We start from the raw sequence: 19,540 nt of genomic DNA on the forward strand, positions 1-19,540 counted from the left end.
ATTCTGGACCCTCGACGGGGGCTTGCGGCAAGCCCCCGTGCGCGATATATCTTGGAGATGGCAGGGCTATGTTCTCCGCCATGCCTCACTCCATCTGCCCCCTGAGAGCGGCATACTGTCTACGCACGACCATCGAGTGAGGAGCGTCATGAGTGACGGCAACGCCCAACGCCAGGCGCTGGCGGACAAGATCCGTCAGAACCATCAGCGGAAGGCTCGCCGTCGGCGCTCCGTGGCCACCGTCTTGATCGTGCTGATCGTCGTCGTGGCCCTTGCCCTCCTCGGATGGCGCCAGCTGCGTGCCAGCGAGGAGGACACCGGTATCGCCGTCCCCGAGAACGCGACCGATGACTACGGGTTCACGCTCACTCCCGAGCTCGCCGGTAGCGAGGCCGTGGGGACGACCCCCGTCGACGTGCAGATCTTCGAGGACTTCCTCTGCCCCTCTTGCAAGGCCTTCCACGACGAGTCGGGTCCCTTCCTCGCCGAGCAGGTCGCGAACGGGACCGTCAGCATCACGTACCACCCCTTCACCTTCCTGCTGGAGGCCTCGACCGACGAGTACGCCCAGCGTGCCGCGAACGCCGCCGTGTGCGTCGCCGATGATGCCGGAGTCGCCGCCTATGCCGCGATGCACGACCTGCTGCTGCAGAACCAGCCTGCCGAGGGCGGCGCGGGGCTCAGCGACGACCAGCTGATCGCCTTCGCCACCCAGGCCGGCGCCGGGGACGTCACCGACTGCGTCGCCGACCGTACCTTCACGCCCTGGGTCGAGCGCGCCCTCGAGGAGGGCCGCGCCGCGGATGTCACCACCACGCCGACAGTCCGGATCGGCGGCATGAACGTGGTGCGCAGCGACAACGGCACCGAGTCCATTCCCGGCCCCGAGGAGCTCCAGTTCGCGATCGAGGCGGCCCAGTGAACCAGCCGAACCCCGGACCCTCCTGGGATGTCGATCGATCGGGCGCCCCGAAACGCCCCTCCTTCGCCAGCAATTTCACCCCCCAGCCGCCGATCGAGCGTCCCCGTCGCGTCACGGTCGCGGTCTGGCTGGTGCTCACGGCGGTCGTGATCTTCCTGGCGCTCACCGCGCTGGCCGCCTGGCAGTTCGGCGACGTTCGCGACACCGTCACCGAGGCGCTACCCACCGATCTCGAGGCCGACTACACCGACGGGGAGATCCGGCGCGCCGTGCGGGTGCTGATCGGGGTGGTCGCCGGGCTCGGCGTCCTGCTGACCCTGATGCAGGCGGTGACCATCCGGTCGGTGGCCCGACGCCGGTCCGGTTCGGCGCGGGTGCTGTTCGTGATATCCGTGGTGCTCTACCTGCCGGTCGCCGTGCTCAGCACGTCGATCCGCGCGCTCGGCCGTGGCGATCTCGCGGCGAGCGCCGTCGCCGTCCTCTGCCTCGTGGTCGCGGTCGTGCTCGTGTGCACGCCGGCGGTCTCGGACTGGTGGCGTCAGCCCGATCGGCGAGATCCGGCTCCGCTGATCCGCCGGGACGACACGGCCCCGGAGCATCCGGTCGCCTCGCCCCCTGACGCGCAGGTGACCGAGGATGACCCGGAGGATCTCAACCGAAGGTGACCGAGGCCCGGTGCTCACGCCCCATCAGCGTGACGATGATGGTCTCGCAGCTGCGCTCGGCGGTCTTCGCGGCCCGGTAGGTCTCGTGATCCACCAGCGGATTGACCGTCAGCTCCCGCCACCGCTGCAGATGATGGATCGCGAGGTCGATCAGCTCCTGGGCTGACAGCTCCTCGCCGTCGACACCGAGCCGACACTCCGGGCTGCCACCGTGACCGCCGACGAGCCGTTCCAGCTCATCGGCGAGGTCCGCCGACAGGTGCAGCCGCCGCGCGGCGATCCGCCCCAGCAGGCGGGTCTCCGCGAAGGTGTGCGCACCCGCCATGTGCTCATCGGCCATCACCACGATCTCATCGGAGCCGGGCACCGGACGTGAACGCACGAAGCGATGCACCGCGAGCACGATGGAGTGGGCCTTCAACTCGGACTGACGTTGCACGAAATGCACGTCGATGACCCGACGGAGCTCCTCCAGGCCGCTGCGGCGGAGCAGTTCCTCGGCCAGCTCGCCCGCGTCATCGACACCGCCGCGTACCGCTGCCAACGCGAGCCGGATCCCGTACATGCCGAAGCGGTCGACCAGATCGGCCCGCACCCGCTCGCTGGGGAGCTCGTCGTCGGGGGTCGCCAGGAACCGCTCGGCGCTGATCATCAGCTGACGGGTCTCGTCGGGATGACGGGTGGCCAGGCTGCGGAAGACACTGAAATCGGACTGGCGCAGGGTCATCGCACCGGTGCCGAGGAGGCCGGCGACCGGCACGATGGTCTCGCACACACCGTGCAGTGCGGGATGATCACGGAGCCGCTCCACGGCCTCGTTGACCGAGACCATGGCGGTCAGTCGCCCGGCGCCGAGCTCGTCGGCGCGAGAGAGCACCGCGATGGCGCCGATCGCCGCGTTGCCATGACGGGTGCGATCGTGCAGGGTCTGCAGATAGCGCACATCTGAGTCGTGCAATGACCGCAGGAGATAGACCACCGCATCCGCCCCGGTCGCCCCGTGCTCGGGCAAGAGGAAGCGGTCGGTCTGGCTCGACACGTCCTCGGTCACCGAGATCGTCCCAGGGGTGTCGATGAAGGTCACCCCCTGGATACCGGGGGCCGGCCAGCTGACATCGAGGCGTTCGAACTCGTCGGGGGAGAGCCCCTGCAATGCCAGCTCGAGACGGCCGGGCTGGCGCTGTGCGGGCAAGAGTGCCGGGGTGCCGTCGGTGAGCAGACCGCGCACCGACGGCGTGGCCCCGTAGTGATAGCGGGTCACGATACGGGTGCACTCGCGGGCGTCCGTCGGGGCGATCCGCTCGCCCAGCAGGCCGTTGAGCAATGTCGACTTGCCCGCCTTGACCGAGCCGACGAGGGCGATGCGCAGGGGACCGTCGAGTCGCCGATCGAGCTCATCGAGTTCAGCGATCGCCGTGGGATCGAAGGCATACAGCCGCCGCGCGGCCGCCACCACCGCTCGTGCCGAGTCCAGGGGACCTCTCATGCTGATGTCAACTCCTGCGTCAGGGCCGGGGCCGCGCCGGCGCCGGCCTGGCGGCACAACTCGCGGATCTCTCGTAGTTCGCGGCTGAGAACGAGGGCCCGGCGAGACCGCTCGTCGGTGGGCAGCGCGGCCCCGTCCTTCGCCGCCCGCACCGACTCGGCGAGTGAACGCTTCAGATCCTCGGCGATCTCCGAGAAGTGGTCGCGTAGCACCCGCTTGATCCGGCCCATGCGGTCTCGCGACTCCTTGCCGACCTGGAAGATCGACTCATCGATCAGTCGCCGTACCGCCATCTTCGCCTCGTTGCGCCGCTGCTCGAGCCGTTGATTGGCATCCTGCCGGTAGGCGAATCCGCCCATCATCAGACCGGCGGCCACCGAGAGCGGGTTGACCAGAGCCATCCCGGCGAGGCTGGTCATCAGCCCGAACATGAGGATGCCGCCGTAGGACCCCTTCATGCCGACCATCACCTTCTGGCCCAGCGAGAGCCGGCCGGAACGCACGAACTCCAACCCGCCGATCGCTCGCAGCGCCTGCTCGGCACCGTCCAGCGTCAGATCGGGCAGCGCGGCTCGGCCGTCGAGGGAGAAATGGCGGGCCACCACCTCGGCCAGATGCTCGCTGCGTTGATGGGCCCAGACGAAGTTGTCCGAGACCGCCTGCGTGACCGACTCCGCGAGCCAGAGGCCGACGTCGTCCCACACCTCGCCGGGATCGCAGTCTTCGATCAACTGCTCCGCCTCGCGTCCGACCGCACGCAAGCGGTCGCGCAGGTCGAACTCGATATCCGAGACGAGCTCGGCAGCACCGTCGGACAGCGTCTGCTGCCAGCGCGCCGAACGACGGGTGAGCTGGTCGGCGACATCGCGGGCGTCCTCGAGCTCGCGCACCACCTCGGCCGCACCGGAGGCGGCCCCCAGGGCGCGCAGCTCCGCTTGCAGCACCATCATGAGATGCTCCCCGACGCCGGTGATATCGGTGGCTGCGGCACGTCGACGCTCCGCCAGGACATCCGCGCGGACGACATCGTGCAGATGGGTGCCGAGTGCGGCGACCTGCGCCTCCCGCGCGAGCTCCTCGTCATGTTCGCGGCCCGCCAGATCGTGCAACAGCGCGGATGTCGCGAGCAACGGCACCTCGATCTCGGCCGCGGCGAGGTGCTCGCGGTCAGCATCGAGGATCGTCCGCCACTGATGCTGCAGATCGATCTTGCTGACGACGCAGGTGATGCGCGGGCACAGGGCCACAGCCTGTCTCAGGAAGCTCATCTCCGGTTGGGTGAATTCCTGTGTCGCGTCCGAGAGCATGATGGCGGCATCGGCCTGTGGGAGCAGGGTGAGGTTCGTGGAGATCTGGGCTTGGGCCCGCCCGACTCCGGGCGTGTCCACCAGAACCAATCCGTCGGCCAGGAAGGAGCGGGGCAGCCGGACCTCGGCGTGCAGCGAGCCCGCAAATCCCGTCTCGCCGGCCAGTTCGGTGACATGGCGGCGCAGCTGCCGTGGGTCGATCGGTGTGCGGATCGAGGCCTGCTCCTCCTCGAACTCCGTGACCAGCAGCGCGCTCGGCTGCTCACCCCAGCTCACGGAGGTCGGCACCGCGGTGGCCACGACATCGTCGACCGGGCAGACGGGCGCATCGATGAGAGCGTTCACCAGGGCGCTCTTGCCCTGTTTGAACTGACCGACGACCACCACCTGGACGGCGGTGTCGTTCACGAGCGTGCGCGTCTCGTCGAGTCGCGTGGTGAGCTCGGGCCGGCCGTGCGAGGTCGCGAAGGTGCCCAGCCGCTCGACGATCTCGTCGAGGGAGGGGGAATCGTGGGGTACGGGAGACGCTGACACGTGGGCTCCTCTGAGGCGCGGGGATGGGATGACACCGGAACCAGACCTCCGACCGTTGCGAACCGTCAGGCTCGCAACGGCCGGAGACCGTCCGGGGTCAGCCCGCGTTGTAGTCGTAGTCGTAGGTGTAATCGTTGACGGTCGTGTCGATCGTGGTGTCCGTCGGCGCGTACGTGTTGCCCGAGCCCTGCTCGTAGTAGTCGCCGCCGTAGGAGCTGCCGCCACCGTCCTGGTAGAAGTCGCCGCCGTAGGAGTTGACGGCGCCCTGCTCGTAGTAGTCGCCGCCGTAGGAGCTGCCGCCACCGTCCTGGTAGAAGTCGCCACCGACCGAGTTGTCCTGAGACAGGTCCACGCCGACATCGCCCACGTTGACCGAGTTGTCCTCGGAGAAGTCGGCATTGACATCACCGATCGTGGTCGACTCGTCGGTGGTCGTGGTGTTGCCGGAGTCGGTGATCGTGGCGTTGCCCGAGTCGGTGATCGTGGTGTTGCCCGAGTCGGTGGTATTGCCCGAATCATTCACCGAGTTGTCCGACAGATCCACCGCGAGCGTTCCCACGCTGATCGAATTGTCGTTATTGAGTGAATCGGTGATGGCCACCGTGTTGCCCGAGTCGGTGGTGTTGCCGGAGTTGCGGCTGTCGGTGTTGTTGATGCCACCGGCGTTCGAGCCGTTCTCCCAGTAGTCGCCGCCGACCGAGTTGTCCTCGGACAGGTCCACCGACACGTCGCCGACGTTGATCGAGTTGTCATCGGTGGTGGTGTTGCCCGAGTCGGTGATGTTGCCCGAATCGTTGATCGAGTTGTCCGACAGATCGATGTCGCCGACGTTGATCGAGTTGTCATCGGTGGTGGTGTTGCCCGAATCGTTGATCGAGTTGTCCGACAGATCGATGTCGCCGACGTTGATCGAGTTGTCATCCGTGGTCGTGTTGCCCGAATCGTTGATCGAGTGGTCCGACAGATCGATGTCGCCGACGTTGATCGAGTTGTCATCCGTGGTCGTGTTGCCCGAGTCGGTGATGTTGCCCGAATCGTTCACCGAGTTGTCCGACAGGTCCACCGACACGTCGCCGACGTTGATCGAGTTGTCGTCGACCGTCGTGTTGCCGATGCCTCCGGTGTTCGAGCCGTTCTCCCAGTAGTCGCCGCCGACCGAGTTGTCCTCGACGGTGGTGTTACCGGAGTCGTTCACCGAGTTGTCCGACAGATCGACCGACACGTCGCCGACGTTGATCGAGTTGTCGTCTGTGGTCGTGTTCCCGGAGTCGGTGATCGTGGTGTTGCCCGAGTCGGTGGTGTTGCCCGAATCGTTGACCGAGTTGTCGGACAGATCGATGTCGCCGACGTTGATCGAGTTGTCGTTGCCGATGCCTCCGACATTCGAGCCGTCTTCCCAGTAGTCGCCGCCGACCGAGTTGTCCTCGACGGTGGTGTTACCGGAGTCGGTGATCGTGGTGTTCCCGGAGTCGTTGACCGAGTTGTCGGACAGATCGATGTCGCCGACGTTGATCGAGTTGTCGGAGTTGTCGGAGTTGTCGTTGCCGATACCTCCGACATTCGAGCCGTCTTCCCAGTAGTCGCCGCCGACCGAGTTGTCCTCGACGGTGGTGTTCCCGGAATCGGTGATGTTGCCCGAGTCGTTCACCGAGTTGTCGGAGTTGTCGGTGATCGTGGTGTTACCCGAGTCGGTGATGTTCCCGGAGTCGTTGATCGAGTTGTCGGAGTTGTCGTTGCCGATGCCTCCGACATTCGAGCCGTCCTCCCAGTAGTCACCGCCCACCGAGTTGTCGGAGTTGTCCGAGTTGTCGGTGATCGTCGTATTGCCCGAGTCGTTCACCGAATGATCGGAGTTGTCGTTACCGGAGTTCTCGGCCTGGTTCTGATTGCCGCCGACGGTGGTCGAGTTGTCGTTACCGGAGTTCTCGGCCTGGTTCTGGTTCCCGCCGACGGTGGTCGAGTTGTCGTTACCGGAGTTCTCGGCGTTGTTCTGGTTCCCGCCGATCGTGTTACCGGTGTTCTCCGCCTCGTTGTTGATCTGGTCCCCACCGAGGGTCAGCTTGCCGTCACCGTTCTGGATCATGTCGCGCCCGGCGGCCTGCGCGTCATCGGACGCCACGGTGTTGCCGTGGCCGACGACCACCGGATCGTTGGGGGCGAACTCGCCTCCGACGGCGAGACCGCCGTCGCTGGCGAAGGCCTGGCGCACATCGCCCTCAGCCCAGATGTTCTGGCCGAAGTGCGTGCCACCGTAGCTGCCGATGGCGATGTTCTTGACCAGGTAGTTGATCATCTCGCCGGGTGTTCCGCCGCCACCACCGACGGCGGCGATGGCTACCGCGCCGGGAACCGAGTTGGCGATCAACGGTGTCAGCGCGTCGACATCCGCGCACGAGATATCGCCGAGCCCGGCCGCGGCCAGGGCACCTGACGAGTCTTCCGCGAACGCCTCGGCCTTGGACGAGTCGCCCAGCAGATCGAGAATAAAGCTCAGCAGATTACTGGCGGTCACTTCCATGAGAACTCCTCTGAATCACAAGCCCGCCGCGAAATCGACCGAGCCACTGTGACGCTATGTCGACGCGTCGATCCCGCCCAACGGGGACGACCCCCCTCTTTTCGACCGCGGGCCCTGCGCGCCGTCACCTGTTCAGCGGAGGTGGATTAGGGGATGGATGAGGGGATCGGGCCTCGACAACTGGGTGGTGAACCCCTATGGAGGACCCGATCGCTGGATTAGACTCGCACTCGGACGGCCCTCGGGAGGGCCGATTCATGCTCGGATCACGGGGGTATCCGACGACCAGATCACCCCTAGCGACTCGGGAAGTGTCGACATGATCGGAATCGACGTAGGTGCCACGGATGTCACCCACAGCGACGGCAGCACGTTCCTCCACAGAGTCCCCGACACCCCCGCGGATCTTCTCGCCCGCGTCGCCGGGGACCTCCCCGATGTCCGTGTCGATGAGAACGGATGCTCGTTGCGGCCCGCCCGAGAGATCTACGCGACGATCGTCGCCCGGTCGATCCCGCCGCGTCATCGCGGATCGACCGTCGCAGTGGCCACCCCGGCCTGGTGGAGTCCACGCGTGATCGACCAGGTCCGCTCGGCTCTACTGGCGCAGTCGCTCGAGGCGGTGCTGGTCAATGAGGCCGAGGCGGCTGTCGCCGAGCACCAGGCGACGGGGCACCGTATGCCAGAGACGGTGGCCGTCGTCAGCGTCCGGGCCGCGTCCAGCAGCGTCGCGATCGTGGAGCATTGCCAGGAACGGCCCGCCGCGCGGGTGGCCCCCGCGTTCGTCCTCGACGAAGGCGGGGACCGGCTCGATGTCGCTGTCCTGCACCATCTGGTCGACGGTCTCACCGATCTAGGCGACATGATCGACGGTGAGGATCCGGCGACCATCGCCGCTGCCCGCGAGGCGTTGCGCCACTGTCGCGAGCTACGTGAAGCCCTCTCGGTGAGCACGGTGGAGACGCTGCATCCGGAGTTGCCGGGAGCCGACCACCACCTCCGATTGGTGCGCAGTGAGCTCGAGGAGCTCGCCGCCCCCTGGATGGCCTCGGTGACGCATATGGTGGCCTCCGCCCTCGACCAGTACGGGCAGCCGGTCGACGCCCTCCTCCTCGTGGGAGGACTCGCCGCCATGCCGATGGTCAGTCAATATCTCTCGGCCGAGCTGGCCGTCGAGGTACTGGTCGCGCAGGAGCCGCGGCTGGTGGTCGCGCGGGGTGCGCGACGACTTCTCCCCGAGGAGGTTCCGGCAGGCCGGGGGAGGGGGGTCGGCTCCTGGTTTCGCGGCAGCTCGCGTCGCTCGAAGACGACGCGGGTCGACGGCCGCCGGCGTCGGGAGGAGACCCCGCAGATCGACGCGCCGCCAGGACGGGTCGCGCTGGCACTACCACCCGGTTCGCTCGATGACGCGGCTCCCGAACGCCTGGTCGAGGAGTTCACACCGGTCTCCGGCACCGCGCCTGCCCGCGGACATCGGCAGCTGACGTCATGAGCGCCGGCGCCCTTCAAGAGCTCGAGGCCTCGATGCCCGACCTGCCCGACGACGCGATGACCGCGCGGCGCACGCTGCAGCTGCACGTCGCGCTCAGCTGTCCCGCGAACGCCGCCGAGCTCGCGCGCAGGGTCGGCCGTCCGGAACGCGCCATCCGCGACGACCTCGACGCGATGATCGCCAACGGCACGCTCCATGTGCAGGACGGTGTCCTCCGCACGACCGCGGCGGCGCGGCTGGTCGCCGAGGCACTTCCCGGCGAGGTCCGCGAGATCCACGAGCTGGTGCTCGCCGATGTGGATGCCGCGAGTGCGCGTCCGGCGACATTGATCGCCCTGGCCGAGTCCGGCTGCCGGGACCCGAAGCTGCTCGGGCATCTGGTCCGCGTCGTCAACGAGCATCCCGATGGCGCTTCGGTCACCGCGATCCTGACCGCGGTGGCCCGATCGACCGGGCTTGAGGACGCTGGGGTGCAGCTACTGCGTGCCACCGATGCGTCCATCCGGGGCCGGACGGAGCTCGTGTTACGTCTCACCGAGGCTCTGGTCACCGCGGGTTCGGCGGCGACACGCAAGCGAGCCGCCGTCTTGGCGGCCGGTGCCCATGTGCAGAGCGCTCGACTCGAGCGCGCTGGGGCACTTTACCGGCATGTCGGTGGGGACGAGCTCGGCCAGGACGCCGCCTGGGCGGTGATGACCGCGCTCGGGCGGGGCGATCTGGAGGCCGCCCGCGTGTGGCGCGCGGCGATGGGCGATGACGCGCTGACGAGCCAGTCGTCCGGCCTGCTCGACTTCGCCGACGGGCTCCTGCGCAGCGTCGAGGAGCCGGGCTCGGTATCCCTCGACCGACTGGCACGTTCGCTGTCGGCCTTGGGGCCTTTCGGCGCGGAGCTCGTGTTGCCCGACACTCCGGCCGCCATCGGCGCGCTCTTCGCGATCAGCCGCGGAGAGCCCGCCACGGCGGAGGTGCTGCTCGACCGCGCGCTGCGCGCGGGTCTCGGGGGTGAGGCGGGGCGTCGTCGCCATCTGCTGGTCTCCGCCTGGTCGCTCATGGTGCAAGGTCGGCTACACGCCGCAGATCAACGCGTCGAGTCGCTCGGTTCGCTCGAGGAGCTGGGGGACCGGGACCTGTTGTTCTACTGGGGGCTGCGCGCCGGCCTCGCACGGCGCCGCGGTGATGCGCACGAGACGCGTGCCGCGTGGCGCGAGTTCCGCGATCGCACGCTGGGCGTCAGCCTGAGCCTGTACGATCTCCTGCCGCTGGGGGAGATGATGGTGGTGGCGGCGCGGTTGCACGATGCCGAGCGGGTGGCTCCGATGGTCGAGCAGGCACTCTCGGTACTCGAGGGACTCGGACACCCGCCGTCGTGGGCCGCTCCGTTGCACTGGTGCGGTGTGCAGGCGGCCTTCCAGAGTGAGGATCCGGCAGCGCTCATGCCCCACGCCAATGCGCTCGCCACAGCCGCCTCGCGCAGCTCCTATGCCGCGACGCTGGCGCGGGCCGGTCGCACCTGGCTGGATGTCCTACGTCGGGAGGCCGATCTCGCCGCGGTGGAGGTCAGCGTGCGCGAGCTCGCTGCCACCGGCCACGTCTGGGACGCGTCGCGGCTCGCGGGTCAGGCGGCGCTGCAGCATCCAGACCGCGAGGGGACCCTCGCGATGATGCAGCTGGCCCGCGAAGTCAGCAAGGGCCACCAGCAGACCCAGCCGGTGCCGCCGCGGTCCTCGACGCTCACTGCCCGGGAACTCGAGGTCGGTCGGCTGGTGCTCGACGGCCAGGGCTATCGGGCGATCGGCGAGCAGTTGTTCATCTCGCCGAAGACGGTCGAGCACCATGTGGCGCGGATCCGCAACCGGCTCGGCGCCACCAGCCGCGGCGAGCTCCTGGAGATGCTGCACGACATCGTGACCGCGACGGATCGGTGAGCCAGGGGAGGGGAGCGGCACCGGCCCGCGGGCTACTCCGGCGTCGCCCCGGCCTCCCGGAGCAGGCGCGCGACCTCGCCCCGTGACGACAGGCGGAGCTTGCGGAGCACATTGGAGACGTGCGAGCGCACTGTCGCCACCGACACGACCATCGACTCGGCGATCTGATTGTTCGAGCGTCCTTCGGCGAGCTGCTCGACGATCTGTCGTTCACGGTCCGTGAGGGTGGCGAGGAGACGCGCGGCGGGGCTCTGAGCAGCCGGCGACGCGGGGGAGAAGCGGGCACGGACGGCCGACAGATAGGCCTCGGCACCGAGGCGTTCGAGGATCTCGATGGCCTGCTCGGTCACCCGACGTGCCTCCTCGTGAGCGCCTTGCTCGTTCAGGAAGACGCCGAAATCGGCGAAGGTCAACGCCTGCGGGAGGGGGAGACCGTCGACCGCAACGGCGGACTCATAGTGGCGCCGCGCGGTCGACGCGTCACCGCGGGCCTCGGCGAGCCGCGCGCGCAGCCAATCGAGACTGCCCCAGTACTCCAGCCAATGGACGTCCCGCCAGGCAGTCAGCTCTTCGATCAGGTCGGCCGCTTGATCGAGTCGTCCGAGCTCGATGAGGGCCAGGACACGGTAGGTGAGGTAGCCGCGGTGGGTATTGGACAGCCGGTCGACCGTCGGCCCCTGGCTCGCGCGCAGCACTCCTTCGGGGTCGCCCGCAGCACGGGCCGCCTCGCATTCGGCCATGACGGCGGTGTCCGCCGCGTAGCCCTCCCACATGATCTCGTGCTGATGCCGGGCCAGCTCGAGATGGCGTTCGATATCGCGGCCGCCGCGGACTGCCGCGATGATGGCGCGCAAGGCCGCGAAGGTCGGCCGTGTCTCGACATCGAGGGCATCGAAGGCGATCTCCTCGGAGAGATCGATGAGGGTGCCCGCCTCGGCGTAGTCGCCGCGCAGGACGAGACAATCGGCGAGGATGAGCCGGGCCGTGCCGGCCGCCCACGGCTCGCTGACGCGGTCGAGGAGTTCCACACCCCGGCGGGCGAGACGTTCGCCGGTCGTGAAGCGGCCGAGGGCCAGCTCGGCGCCACTCACGGCCACGAGGCTGTCGACCTTCAGCGGACCGTCGGGCATCTCCTCGATCCGTCGTTCCAGCTCGGGAAGCGCTTCGGCGACGGCCGACAGCTCGAACATCCGCTGGTCGTGCACCGTGCGATAGCAGTCCAGCAGCACCAGATACTCCTGGGGCGCGACCATCCAGGCCAGACGTGCGTCACCCAGCTCGGCGGCATCGGCGGGCGCCTTCTCGAAGAGGGTCCGCGCGTGGTCGATGAGCAGCGGAACCATGGAGGGGTCGTTCGTGCGCATCGTCATGATGACCACGAGGAACGACAGGAAGGCCGAGATGGTGCGATCGTCCGGGTCGGAGCTCTCCAGCGCGAGCAACGCCATCACCTGCTCCTGGGGGAGCTCGCTCTCGACCCGGTGAGCGGCGAGCACGATGAGGATGAAGTCGCGCAGCGTGGACGGGGGGAGCCGTTCGTATTCGTCGGCGAGGTCGAGGATCAGATAGCCGGTCTTGCCGCGGATATGCGCCACGGCGAGGCTGATCAGCAGCTCCTGGCGCGTGGCGGTGTCGTCGGCGAGGTCGAGCGCGGTCCGCAGGATGTCCGAGGCGTTGCCGAATCCACCGTGATCGAGGGCCTCCGATACGTAGTAGTTGACCTGTTTGCCGAGCTCTTCTGACCACTGCTCCGCGCCTTTCAGGGCGTGGCGGACCGAACGATAGCCCGAGGTGATCGTGGCGAGGGCGCGGGAGATCGCGCGGACCCGGTCGGCGGCGATGGTGTCGCGGATCGCCTGTGCGACCAGAGCATGTCGAGGCACGATCGTGGCACCGAACCCGGACTCGCTGAGCACGCCCGCGGCGCTCGGCTCGGACAGCTCGACTCGCTCGCCGAGCAGGTCCGCGGCGGCGTGGAGGTCGGCCCGGGACATCTCGTGTCCGGCGAGGCAGACGATCTCGGTCGTCGCGCGGGCCGGCGCGCTCAGCTCACGGAAGCCGTGCAGCAGCGGATTCTCGTCGCTGGTCGCCCCGCGGATCGGCAGATCCCAGATGAGGTGGAGGTGGGCCACCTCATCGGGTGTCAGCTGACGCAGGATCGCGTCCAGGCGCAGGAACGAGCCGCTGGTCGCCTTGAGCAGCCGCTCGCCGGTGCGCGCGGACACGCCCGTGCCCAGGCGGTCGGCGGCGAAGGCGCGGATCTCGTCGGTCGTGAGCGGGTCGATCTGGTGGACCAGGTCCTGCGGGCTGTGGGAGATGAGCTCGGCGAGCACCTGTCCGAAGGACCCCTGCTCGTAGGGAGTCCGGGCCCCGAAGCCGAGAAGGACATGGCGCCGATGGATGCGGGGGATGACGTACCGCAGGACCCGCTGCGATTCTGTGTCGATCCATTGAACATCGTCGATGAGCACCACGGCTCCGTCAGCGGCGTTCTCACGGAAGCGGCGGAGGCACTCGCGGGCGACGGGGATCGGCTGCGTCTCACGGTCGGGCTCGAAGTCCCAGTCGTCGAACAGGCCGCTGGCAGCAAAGCGCTCGATGAAGCTGTAAGGCTCGCCGCACTCGATCTCATCGGCATTGGCGAAGTAGACCGGCCAGGAACTGGATTCCTGGCCGGCGATGCCGAGCTCGCGCAAGAGGAAGGTCTTTCCCATGCCGGCCATGCCTTCGACCAGCAGCGTGAGGCCGCCTTGGGCCACCGCCTTCTGCACGACATCGACGGCGAACCGTCGCCGCTCGAAGGCAGGCGAATACGGCGAGTCCCGAAGCATGGGCTCAGGTTAACCCCAGTCATCGGCCTGATTCGGCCTGTTTCAGGGGCCCGAGAGAACCATTTTCCCTAGGCGCTGCCATGGTCCGGGCTTCGCTCCAGATTGATCCGATAATATATATTATGTCAACTTGTGTCCAGAGAAGCCTTCTCGGCACGACCCGGTGTCCCTCCGTCATCGTCCCAACGCTCCCCTTCGTCCTCCGCGGCAGGGTTCACCCTGGGCGCCGCCTGGAAGTCGATGAGTGCGGCCTGCGATGTGAGCGACTGAAGCCTGCTCGCCTCCCGAGTCTGGGCGTCGCGAGCCCGCCGGTCGCGCGCATCGTCCTCGTCGTGAATCTGCTGGACGGCGTCGTCGATCACACGCGTGAGGTGGTAGCCGAGCCCGGCGGCGAGCTCACGCAGAGTGGTCTCGGTGACCATGAGTCGCCGATCGACGACCGCCAGCCGGATGTGTCGATAGCCGGCGGCATCGAGCTCCTCGCGGACGGCGCGCCCTTCGATCCGGCTCTTCTCCGCCCCGGTGACCCGGCGTGAGAGCACGATCGGCACGGTATAGCGGTCGGGCCCACCGGGGACACCGACATCAGGTGGCAGGCCACCGACGAGTACCTCGGTGAGTCTCAGCGGGCTCATCGCCGCGGACGCGGATGCGGACATCGTGTCCCCCACTTCTGCCGTGTTCCTCCGCCGCCGAAAGCCACGGAGAGAAAGGCCTTCGCGTAGACACCGGACGACACGTCGCCGGCGATGGATACCGCGGCTGTGCCCAAGCGTGTTGGGAGCCGGAACGGACACACGGCGATTCGTTCTCGTCGCGGCCGCATCGACGTGCTGGCCGTGGTACTAGACCCGCGGATCGTGTACTCGATCTACGCGACATGGTGTTCGAAGGAGATGTGGCCTGGTTGCCACCTACCTGCAGTCTAGCGCGCGTCACCCACTCCCTCGCGACCAGCAGTAGGTGGCTCCAGCGGGTAGGCTGGAGGCGCGCGTCGAACCTTTCAGAGTGTCAGGCAAAGGGCCCGCAGAAGGCGGCCCACCATGTTGTACACCAGCGGTAAACCATCCTCCGGCGCAGTGCGATCGGCGGATGAGTTCACTAATCTCTACACCGGGCTCATGCACGAGGTCCGCGACCGAGGCCTGTTGCGTAAACGACCCGCGTACTACTACCGCCAGATCGCCGTCGCCGTCATGACCTTCGTCGCGCTCTGGGCAGCGGTGGTGCTCATCGGTGACTCGTGGTTCCAGCTGATACCAGCGGCCGTGATGGGGATCGTCCTTGCCCAGTTCGGCTTCCTCGGACATGACGCGGCCCACCAGCAGATCTTCGGCTCCCGCGTCGCGAACGCGTGGACCGCGCGCATCCTGGCCGGGGCCTTCGCCGGGCTGAGCTACGGGTGGTGGCGAGGCAAGCACAACAAGCACCATGCCGCGCCCAATAAGGAGGGATACGATCCCGACATCGCCCCTGGGGCCATCGCCTTCACCCGCGACATCGTCGAGTCTCGCACCGGGTTCACCGGGTGGCTGGCGCGGCGTCAGGGATGGTTCTTCGTTCCGCTGCTCACCCTCGAAGGGCTGAACCTGCATGCCTCGAGCATCCGCGCGCTACTCCCCCGTCAGCAGCTGCCGTGGAGACGACTCGAGCTCGTCATCGTCACGACTCGCCTCGCGGCGTACGTCGCGCTCCTGGTGCTGCTGCTCCCGCCCGGGATCGCCGCGGCCTTCTTCGCGGTCCAGATGGCGGTGTTCGGCCTCTGCCTGGGCGGATCCTTCGCGCCGAACCACAAGGGCATGCCGATCGTGCCGGCCACCATGAAGATCGACTTCCTGCGGCGCCAGGTCCTGATGTCACGCAATGTCCGAGGGAACTGGTTCATCGACCGGGCGATGGGCGGGTTGAACTACCAGACGGAGCACCACCTCTTCCCGAGCATGCCCCGACCGACTCTCAAGCGCGTCCAGCCCCTGGTCCGCGACTATTGCCGCCGCCATGGCATCGCCTATACCGAAGAGACGCTCTTCACCTCCTACGGCATCGTCATCAGATACCTCAACGACGTGGGCCTCCGTGCCCGCGCACCCTTCGACTGTCCTCTCGCTCGCGAGATGCGCTGATCGACAGAGCGCTCCCCCGCCGCGGCGGCTCACTCGGGAAGGCGCGCGAGCAGTTCCCCGTTCACGATCGCGAACCAGGCGTCCGGCTCTTGTCCCCAGGCCCGCCAGCCGGCGGCGATCCGGACGAGATCGTCACCGGTGACACCGTAGCGACTGGCCTGCTCGGCGAACAGCTCGGCGGAGTACCGCTCGGCCTGACTATGCCCCCACCATCGGCAGGTCTCGGAATCGGCGTAGTTCCATGTACCGGCCGTGTAGCGGACATCGGTCAGGCCTGCCGCTTGGGCCCAGGTGCGCATCCGCCTGGCCGCGTCGGGCTCGGCGCCGTTGCCCCGGGCCACTCGACGGTAGATGGTCCGCCACTCCTCCAGCTCCGGGAGTTCTGGATACCAGGCCATGGCCGCGTAGTCGGCGTCGCGGGCAGCCACCCAGCCGCCGGGCTTGGCCACCCTCGCCATCTCCCGGAGCGCGCCGACCGGATCGGTCAGGTGCTGAAGCACCTGGTGGGCGTGCACGATGTCGAAGCTGTCGTCCTCGAAGGGCCGCGCCATGACGTCACCCAGCTCGAAGCGGGTACGGGTGTCCCCTCGCTCGGCAGCACCCGCGCGGGCCGCAACGAGCGGCTTCTCCACGTTCTCGATTCCCACCACGACACCCGGTGCGACGATCTCAGCGAGGTCCAGAGTGATCGTTCCCGGCCCGCAGCCGACATCGAGGACGCTCATCCCCTGCCGCAGCACCGGAAGGAGATAGCCCGCGGAGTTCGCCGCCGTGCGCGCACCATGCGAGGCCAAGGTGGCACGCTCGTGTCCATGCGTGTAGCGGGTGGAAATTTCACTATCCGAGACGTTCTCGCTCATATTCCGAGACGATGCCAGATGGACCCCAGCCCCGTCGAGGACCCGGTCGCATCGTGGACATCGCGAACGCCACGGCCACCACCCGCGGATCAGTCCACCACGACGTCGACGGCGAGACGGCAGTATCGACCAACGAAGTCCTTCAGCGCCCCCATGTCGATCGCGGACACCGCGGTGGGCGGCAGGCCGCGCAGATGGACCGTGGTGCCATGCTCACGGGCCGGCGGTAGTGGCTCGAGCTCGCCCACGGGCATCCCATAGCGATAGCTCTGGTACCAAGAGCCGTCGCTGCGCCGGTTCTCATGCACGAGTTCCTCGCACACCGCAGCCACAGTGGACATGCCGCGCCTGGGCGCGCCATCGGGAAGCGTCGGTGGCGTGGCGGCAGCGTAGAACCGGACGTCGCGCGTGGCCATGACCGGCTTGCGGATCATCGTGCCGTCGACATCTCGACGTGTGTCGGTGCCCCGTCCGTCGTCGCTGACAGTGACGCCCGACCGGTGGATCCGGACCATGGCGGAGCCGATCCTGCCCTGCGCCTCGGCTTCGTCATCGGCGTAGGCCAGCACTTCGAGGATCATATGCACCACCTGCTCCACGCCGATGTCCCCCACCGACCGTCGCGCCTCGTCGAGGTGGGCGATGTCGACATCGCGCGACCAGTCGTGGGTCAGCGTGACCCACGACGTCCGATCCCCCTCCGGCTGAAGGCGCCGTATCAGCCGCCGCTCCACGGGGCCATGCGCATGACGCACGGCGACGTCGCCGATGTCCTGCCATCCAGTGGCCTCATACAGCGCGATCGCCCGGTCGTTGGTGTCGATCACCCATAGCTCCAGCGTTGGAAAGCCCTGTCGTGCGGCTTCCTCACCAAGGTGGTGCAGGAGCGCGGTGCCGATGCCCTGCCCCCATTCCGCGGGCTCCACGGCGAGATACCGGAGTTCGAGCCGATCCTCGTGCGGGACGATGACGCTGAAGCCGACCGGATGGTCGGTGTCGTCAGCGATCTGCAACGAGGAGCCGGGCGCCGAGAGCGCGGACCGTATCCCCTCCGCCTTGCTCGCTGTGTCCTGCGGATCGACGCCGTCGCGTCGGGCGGTCGCGCGAGCCCAGATTCCAGCGGCGCACAGCTGCGCTCCCTCCCCGGAGACGGCGCGAATCATGTACGGCGAGGTCAATGACCGCCTCGGCTGGTGACGATGCCGCGCACGTAGGCGGCCTGTCCCGCGTGCTGTAGGCCATCGGCGATGACGCTGACCAACCTGACCGCCAGCGACACGGGCGGGTCCCAGCGCTCGTCCACGATCCGATCGAGGTCCTCATCGCGCAACGTCGCGACATAGCGTCGTGTCCGCTCAGTCACCGCTCGGAGATAACCGGCGAGCAGGTCGGCTGAAGCGACCACCGAGTCGACCTGCTCGCTGGTGTATCCGTAGCCGGTGTCCTCGACGGGCACCGGCAGGTCGAACCGCTCGTGCCATCCTTCGGCGACCCACGCCTGAGCGCCTCCGCACGCGTCGGCGATGTGGTCGTCCTGCACCCGGGCCAGGTGCCAGACTAGCCAGGCGATCGAGTTATTGCCTCCCGGACGTTCCGCGAGCTCGTCCCGCGAGAGATTGCCGAGGGCCGCGGCCGCGGCCGACTCGATCCGGGTGAAGGCATCGTCAAGGAGAGCTGCTGTGGTGACCATGTCTCCACGCTACGACCGACCGCTCTCCCCTGCCATCCGCTGCGTTTCCTACCGTCGACGCGCGCCCGGTGCCGACCATCCGCGGCGCATCGACACGAGGCGTAGGCCCAGGCACACCAGTGCCGGCCCCACGTACACGATCCCGGCCGCGTCGAACGCCTCGGCCACCGTCGTGAGGGTGGCACCGACGATCGCGGGGATCGCATAGAGTTCGCCGCTGAAGACCACCGGCGTGCGCCCGGACAGCACATCGCGGACGATGCCGCCCCCCACGGCCGTGAGGACTCCGAGCAGCACCGCCGTCGCGGGCGTGATGTCGTGACTCAAGGCGGCGATCGTGCCGGTGACACAGAAGGTCGCCAGACCGACGGCATCGAGCAGCATGACGACACGTTCTCGACGCAGCACGCGGTCGTGCTGCCAGAAGATCAGCGCGGCCGCGAGAGTCGCGGTCAGCAGCCGTTCCCAGCTACCGATGTTGACCGGCGGGTTGACGCCGAGCAGCACATCGCGGAGGACCCCTCCGCCGAGACCGGTCATCATGGCCAGGACGACGAGACCGACGATGTCGAAATCCCGACGGACCCCGACGAGAGCGCCGGTCATCGCGAAGACGAAGATGCCCGAGAACTCCAGCACCGCGAGGACGGTTGCAGTCACCACGACATCGTAGGGCGCGCGAGGTTCCACCCTCCGCTCCCCCGCGCCAGCGGTGAGTTATCCCGCATCTCGCCCGTGGGCGGTGAGCTGTCACGCACTTTCGTCGTCGGAGTGCGGGATGGCTCACCGCCCATCCGCGGCGATCACTCACGGCCCGGGCAGGAGACTCGCGAGGCGATGCGTGGGGAAACCGTCGCGCGTGGGACGAAGGATGTGCTTCCACGGTTGCCCTGACCACCACGAAGTCACATCCTCCGTCCCACGCGGCGCAGGAAACAGCTCACCGGCGGCCTCACCGATCCCCGGCAGAGCGGGAGCATGGCGGCATCCCAGATCGCGTTCGTTTGGTTCTCGGGATCATCCCCGCTCGTGCGGGGAGCACCACAGCAGCCAGAAGCCGGCCGCCACGTAGTCCGGATCATCCACGCTCGTGCGGGGAGCACGCCGGCTTCATGGCGTTCAACTGCGTCAGCAGGGGATCATCCCCGCTCGTGCGGGGAGCACTGGGTGTCGTCCTGCGGCACCAC

14 protein-coding genes and 1 CRISPR repeat array (1 of these 15 running past the window's edge) are annotated in these 19,540 nt (G+C 67.9%); of the genes, 5 read left to right on the forward strand and 9 right to left on the reverse strand.

The genetic code is table 11. The annotated features are described in order from the left end of the window. Window positions 1-148 precede the first annotated feature (148 nt). Together JL108_RS03655 and JL108_RS03660 are read left to right on the forward strand one after the other, a co-directional pair. Entirely contained in the window at window positions 149-922 is a 774-nt protein-coding gene (locus JL108_RS03655; protein WP_205197136.1) for a thioredoxin domain-containing protein, read from the forward strand. Then, window positions 919-1,587 carry a hypothetical protein gene (locus tag JL108_RS03660; protein ID WP_205197137.1) on the forward strand — a complete coding sequence of 223 codons (669 nt, stop codon included), beginning with the start codon at window positions 919-921 and terminating at the stop codon, window positions 1,585-1,587. Before JL108_RS03655 ends, JL108_RS03660 begins: the two co-directional genes overlap by 4 nt. On the opposite strand, the gene JL108_RS03665 is transcribed toward JL108_RS03660, so the two are convergent. The 3 genes from JL108_RS03665 to JL108_RS03675 form a co-directional block, all read right to left on the reverse strand. Beyond that, a complete protein-coding gene (locus JL108_RS03665) occupies window positions 1,574-3,073 on the reverse strand; it encodes a dynamin family protein (RefSeq protein ID WP_205197138.1) in 1,500 nt (499 codons plus the stop codon). The genes JL108_RS03660 and JL108_RS03665 overlap by 14 nt on opposite strands. After that, window positions 3,070-4,914, reverse strand: a complete 1,845-nt coding sequence (locus JL108_RS03670; RefSeq protein WP_205197139.1) for a dynamin family protein — start codon at window positions 4,912-4,914, stop codon at window positions 3,070-3,072. Before JL108_RS03670 ends, JL108_RS03665 begins: the two co-directional genes overlap by 4 nt. 97 nt (window positions 4,915-5,011) lie before the next feature. Then, window positions 5,012-7,432, reverse strand: a complete 2,421-nt coding sequence (locus JL108_RS03675) for an IniB N-terminal domain-containing protein (protein WP_205197140.1) — start codon at window positions 7,430-7,432, stop codon at window positions 5,012-5,014. A gap of 319 nt (window positions 7,433-7,751) precedes the next feature. On the opposite strand from JL108_RS03675, the gene JL108_RS03680 reads away from it, so the two are divergent. After that, window positions 7,752-8,924: an Hsp70 family protein gene (locus JL108_RS03680; protein WP_205197141.1), complete on the forward strand. Its 1,173-nt coding sequence runs from the start codon at window positions 7,752-7,754 to the stop codon at window positions 8,922-8,924. Next, entirely contained in the window at window positions 8,921-10,849 is a 1,929-nt protein-coding gene (locus JL108_RS03685) for a LuxR C-terminal-related transcriptional regulator (protein WP_205197142.1), read from the forward strand. Before JL108_RS03680 ends, JL108_RS03685 begins: the two co-directional genes overlap by 4 nt. A gap of 32 nt (window positions 10,850-10,881) precedes the next feature. Here JL108_RS03685 and JL108_RS03690 read toward each other — a convergent pair whose 3' ends face one another. Continuing rightward, a complete protein-coding gene (locus JL108_RS03690) occupies window positions 10,882-13,680 on the reverse strand; it encodes a LuxR family transcriptional regulator (protein ID WP_205197143.1) in 2,799 nt (932 codons plus the stop codon). A 125-nt stretch (window positions 13,681-13,805) separates the two neighbouring features. Next, window positions 13,806-14,339, reverse strand: a complete 534-nt coding sequence (locus JL108_RS03695) for a hypothetical protein (protein ID WP_205197144.1) — start codon at window positions 14,337-14,339, stop codon at window positions 13,806-13,808. 462 nt (window positions 14,340-14,801) lie between these two features. Here JL108_RS03695 and JL108_RS03700 point away from each other — a divergent pair, with 462 nt between their 5' ends. Next, window positions 14,802-15,803: an acyl-CoA desaturase gene (locus JL108_RS03700; RefSeq protein ID WP_240190606.1), complete on the forward strand. Its 1,002-nt coding sequence runs from the start codon at window positions 14,802-14,804 to the stop codon at window positions 15,801-15,803. Window positions 15,804-15,832: 29 nt separating this feature from the next. Here JL108_RS03700 and JL108_RS03705 read toward each other — a convergent pair whose 3' ends face one another. From JL108_RS03705 to JL108_RS03720, 4 genes are all read right to left on the reverse strand, one after another. Continuing rightward, window positions 15,833-16,663: a methyltransferase domain-containing protein gene (locus JL108_RS03705; protein ID WP_205197146.1), complete on the reverse strand. Its 831-nt coding sequence runs from the start codon at window positions 16,661-16,663 to the stop codon at window positions 15,833-15,835. An 89-nt stretch (window positions 16,664-16,752) separates the two neighbouring features. After that, window positions 16,753-17,826 carry a GNAT family N-acetyltransferase gene (locus JL108_RS03710; protein ID WP_240190607.1) on the reverse strand — a complete coding sequence of 358 codons (1,074 nt, stop codon included), beginning with the start codon at window positions 17,824-17,826 and terminating at the stop codon, window positions 16,753-16,755. Window positions 17,827-17,837: 11 nt separating this feature from the next. After that, window positions 17,838-18,353: a DUF664 domain-containing protein gene (locus JL108_RS03715; protein ID WP_143912308.1), complete on the reverse strand. Its 516-nt coding sequence runs from the start codon at window positions 18,351-18,353 to the stop codon at window positions 17,838-17,840. 48 nt (window positions 18,354-18,401) lie between these two features. Continuing rightward, window positions 18,402-19,013, reverse strand: a complete 612-nt coding sequence (locus JL108_RS03720; RefSeq protein WP_307837178.1) for a trimeric intracellular cation channel family protein — start codon at window positions 19,011-19,013, stop codon at window positions 18,402-18,404. A 353-nt stretch (window positions 19,014-19,366) separates the two neighbouring features. Beyond that, a CRISPR array of direct repeats spans window positions 19,367-19,540; the repeat unit is 29 nt; unit sequence GGGATCATCCCCGCTCGTGCGGGGAGCAC (it continues 38 nt past the right edge of the window).

Source organism: Aeromicrobium sp. YIM 150415, assembly GCF_016918125.1.
In the GTDB taxonomy this organism is placed as follows: domain Bacteria; phylum Actinomycetota; class Actinomycetes; order Propionibacteriales; family Nocardioidaceae; genus Aeromicrobium; species Aeromicrobium piscarium.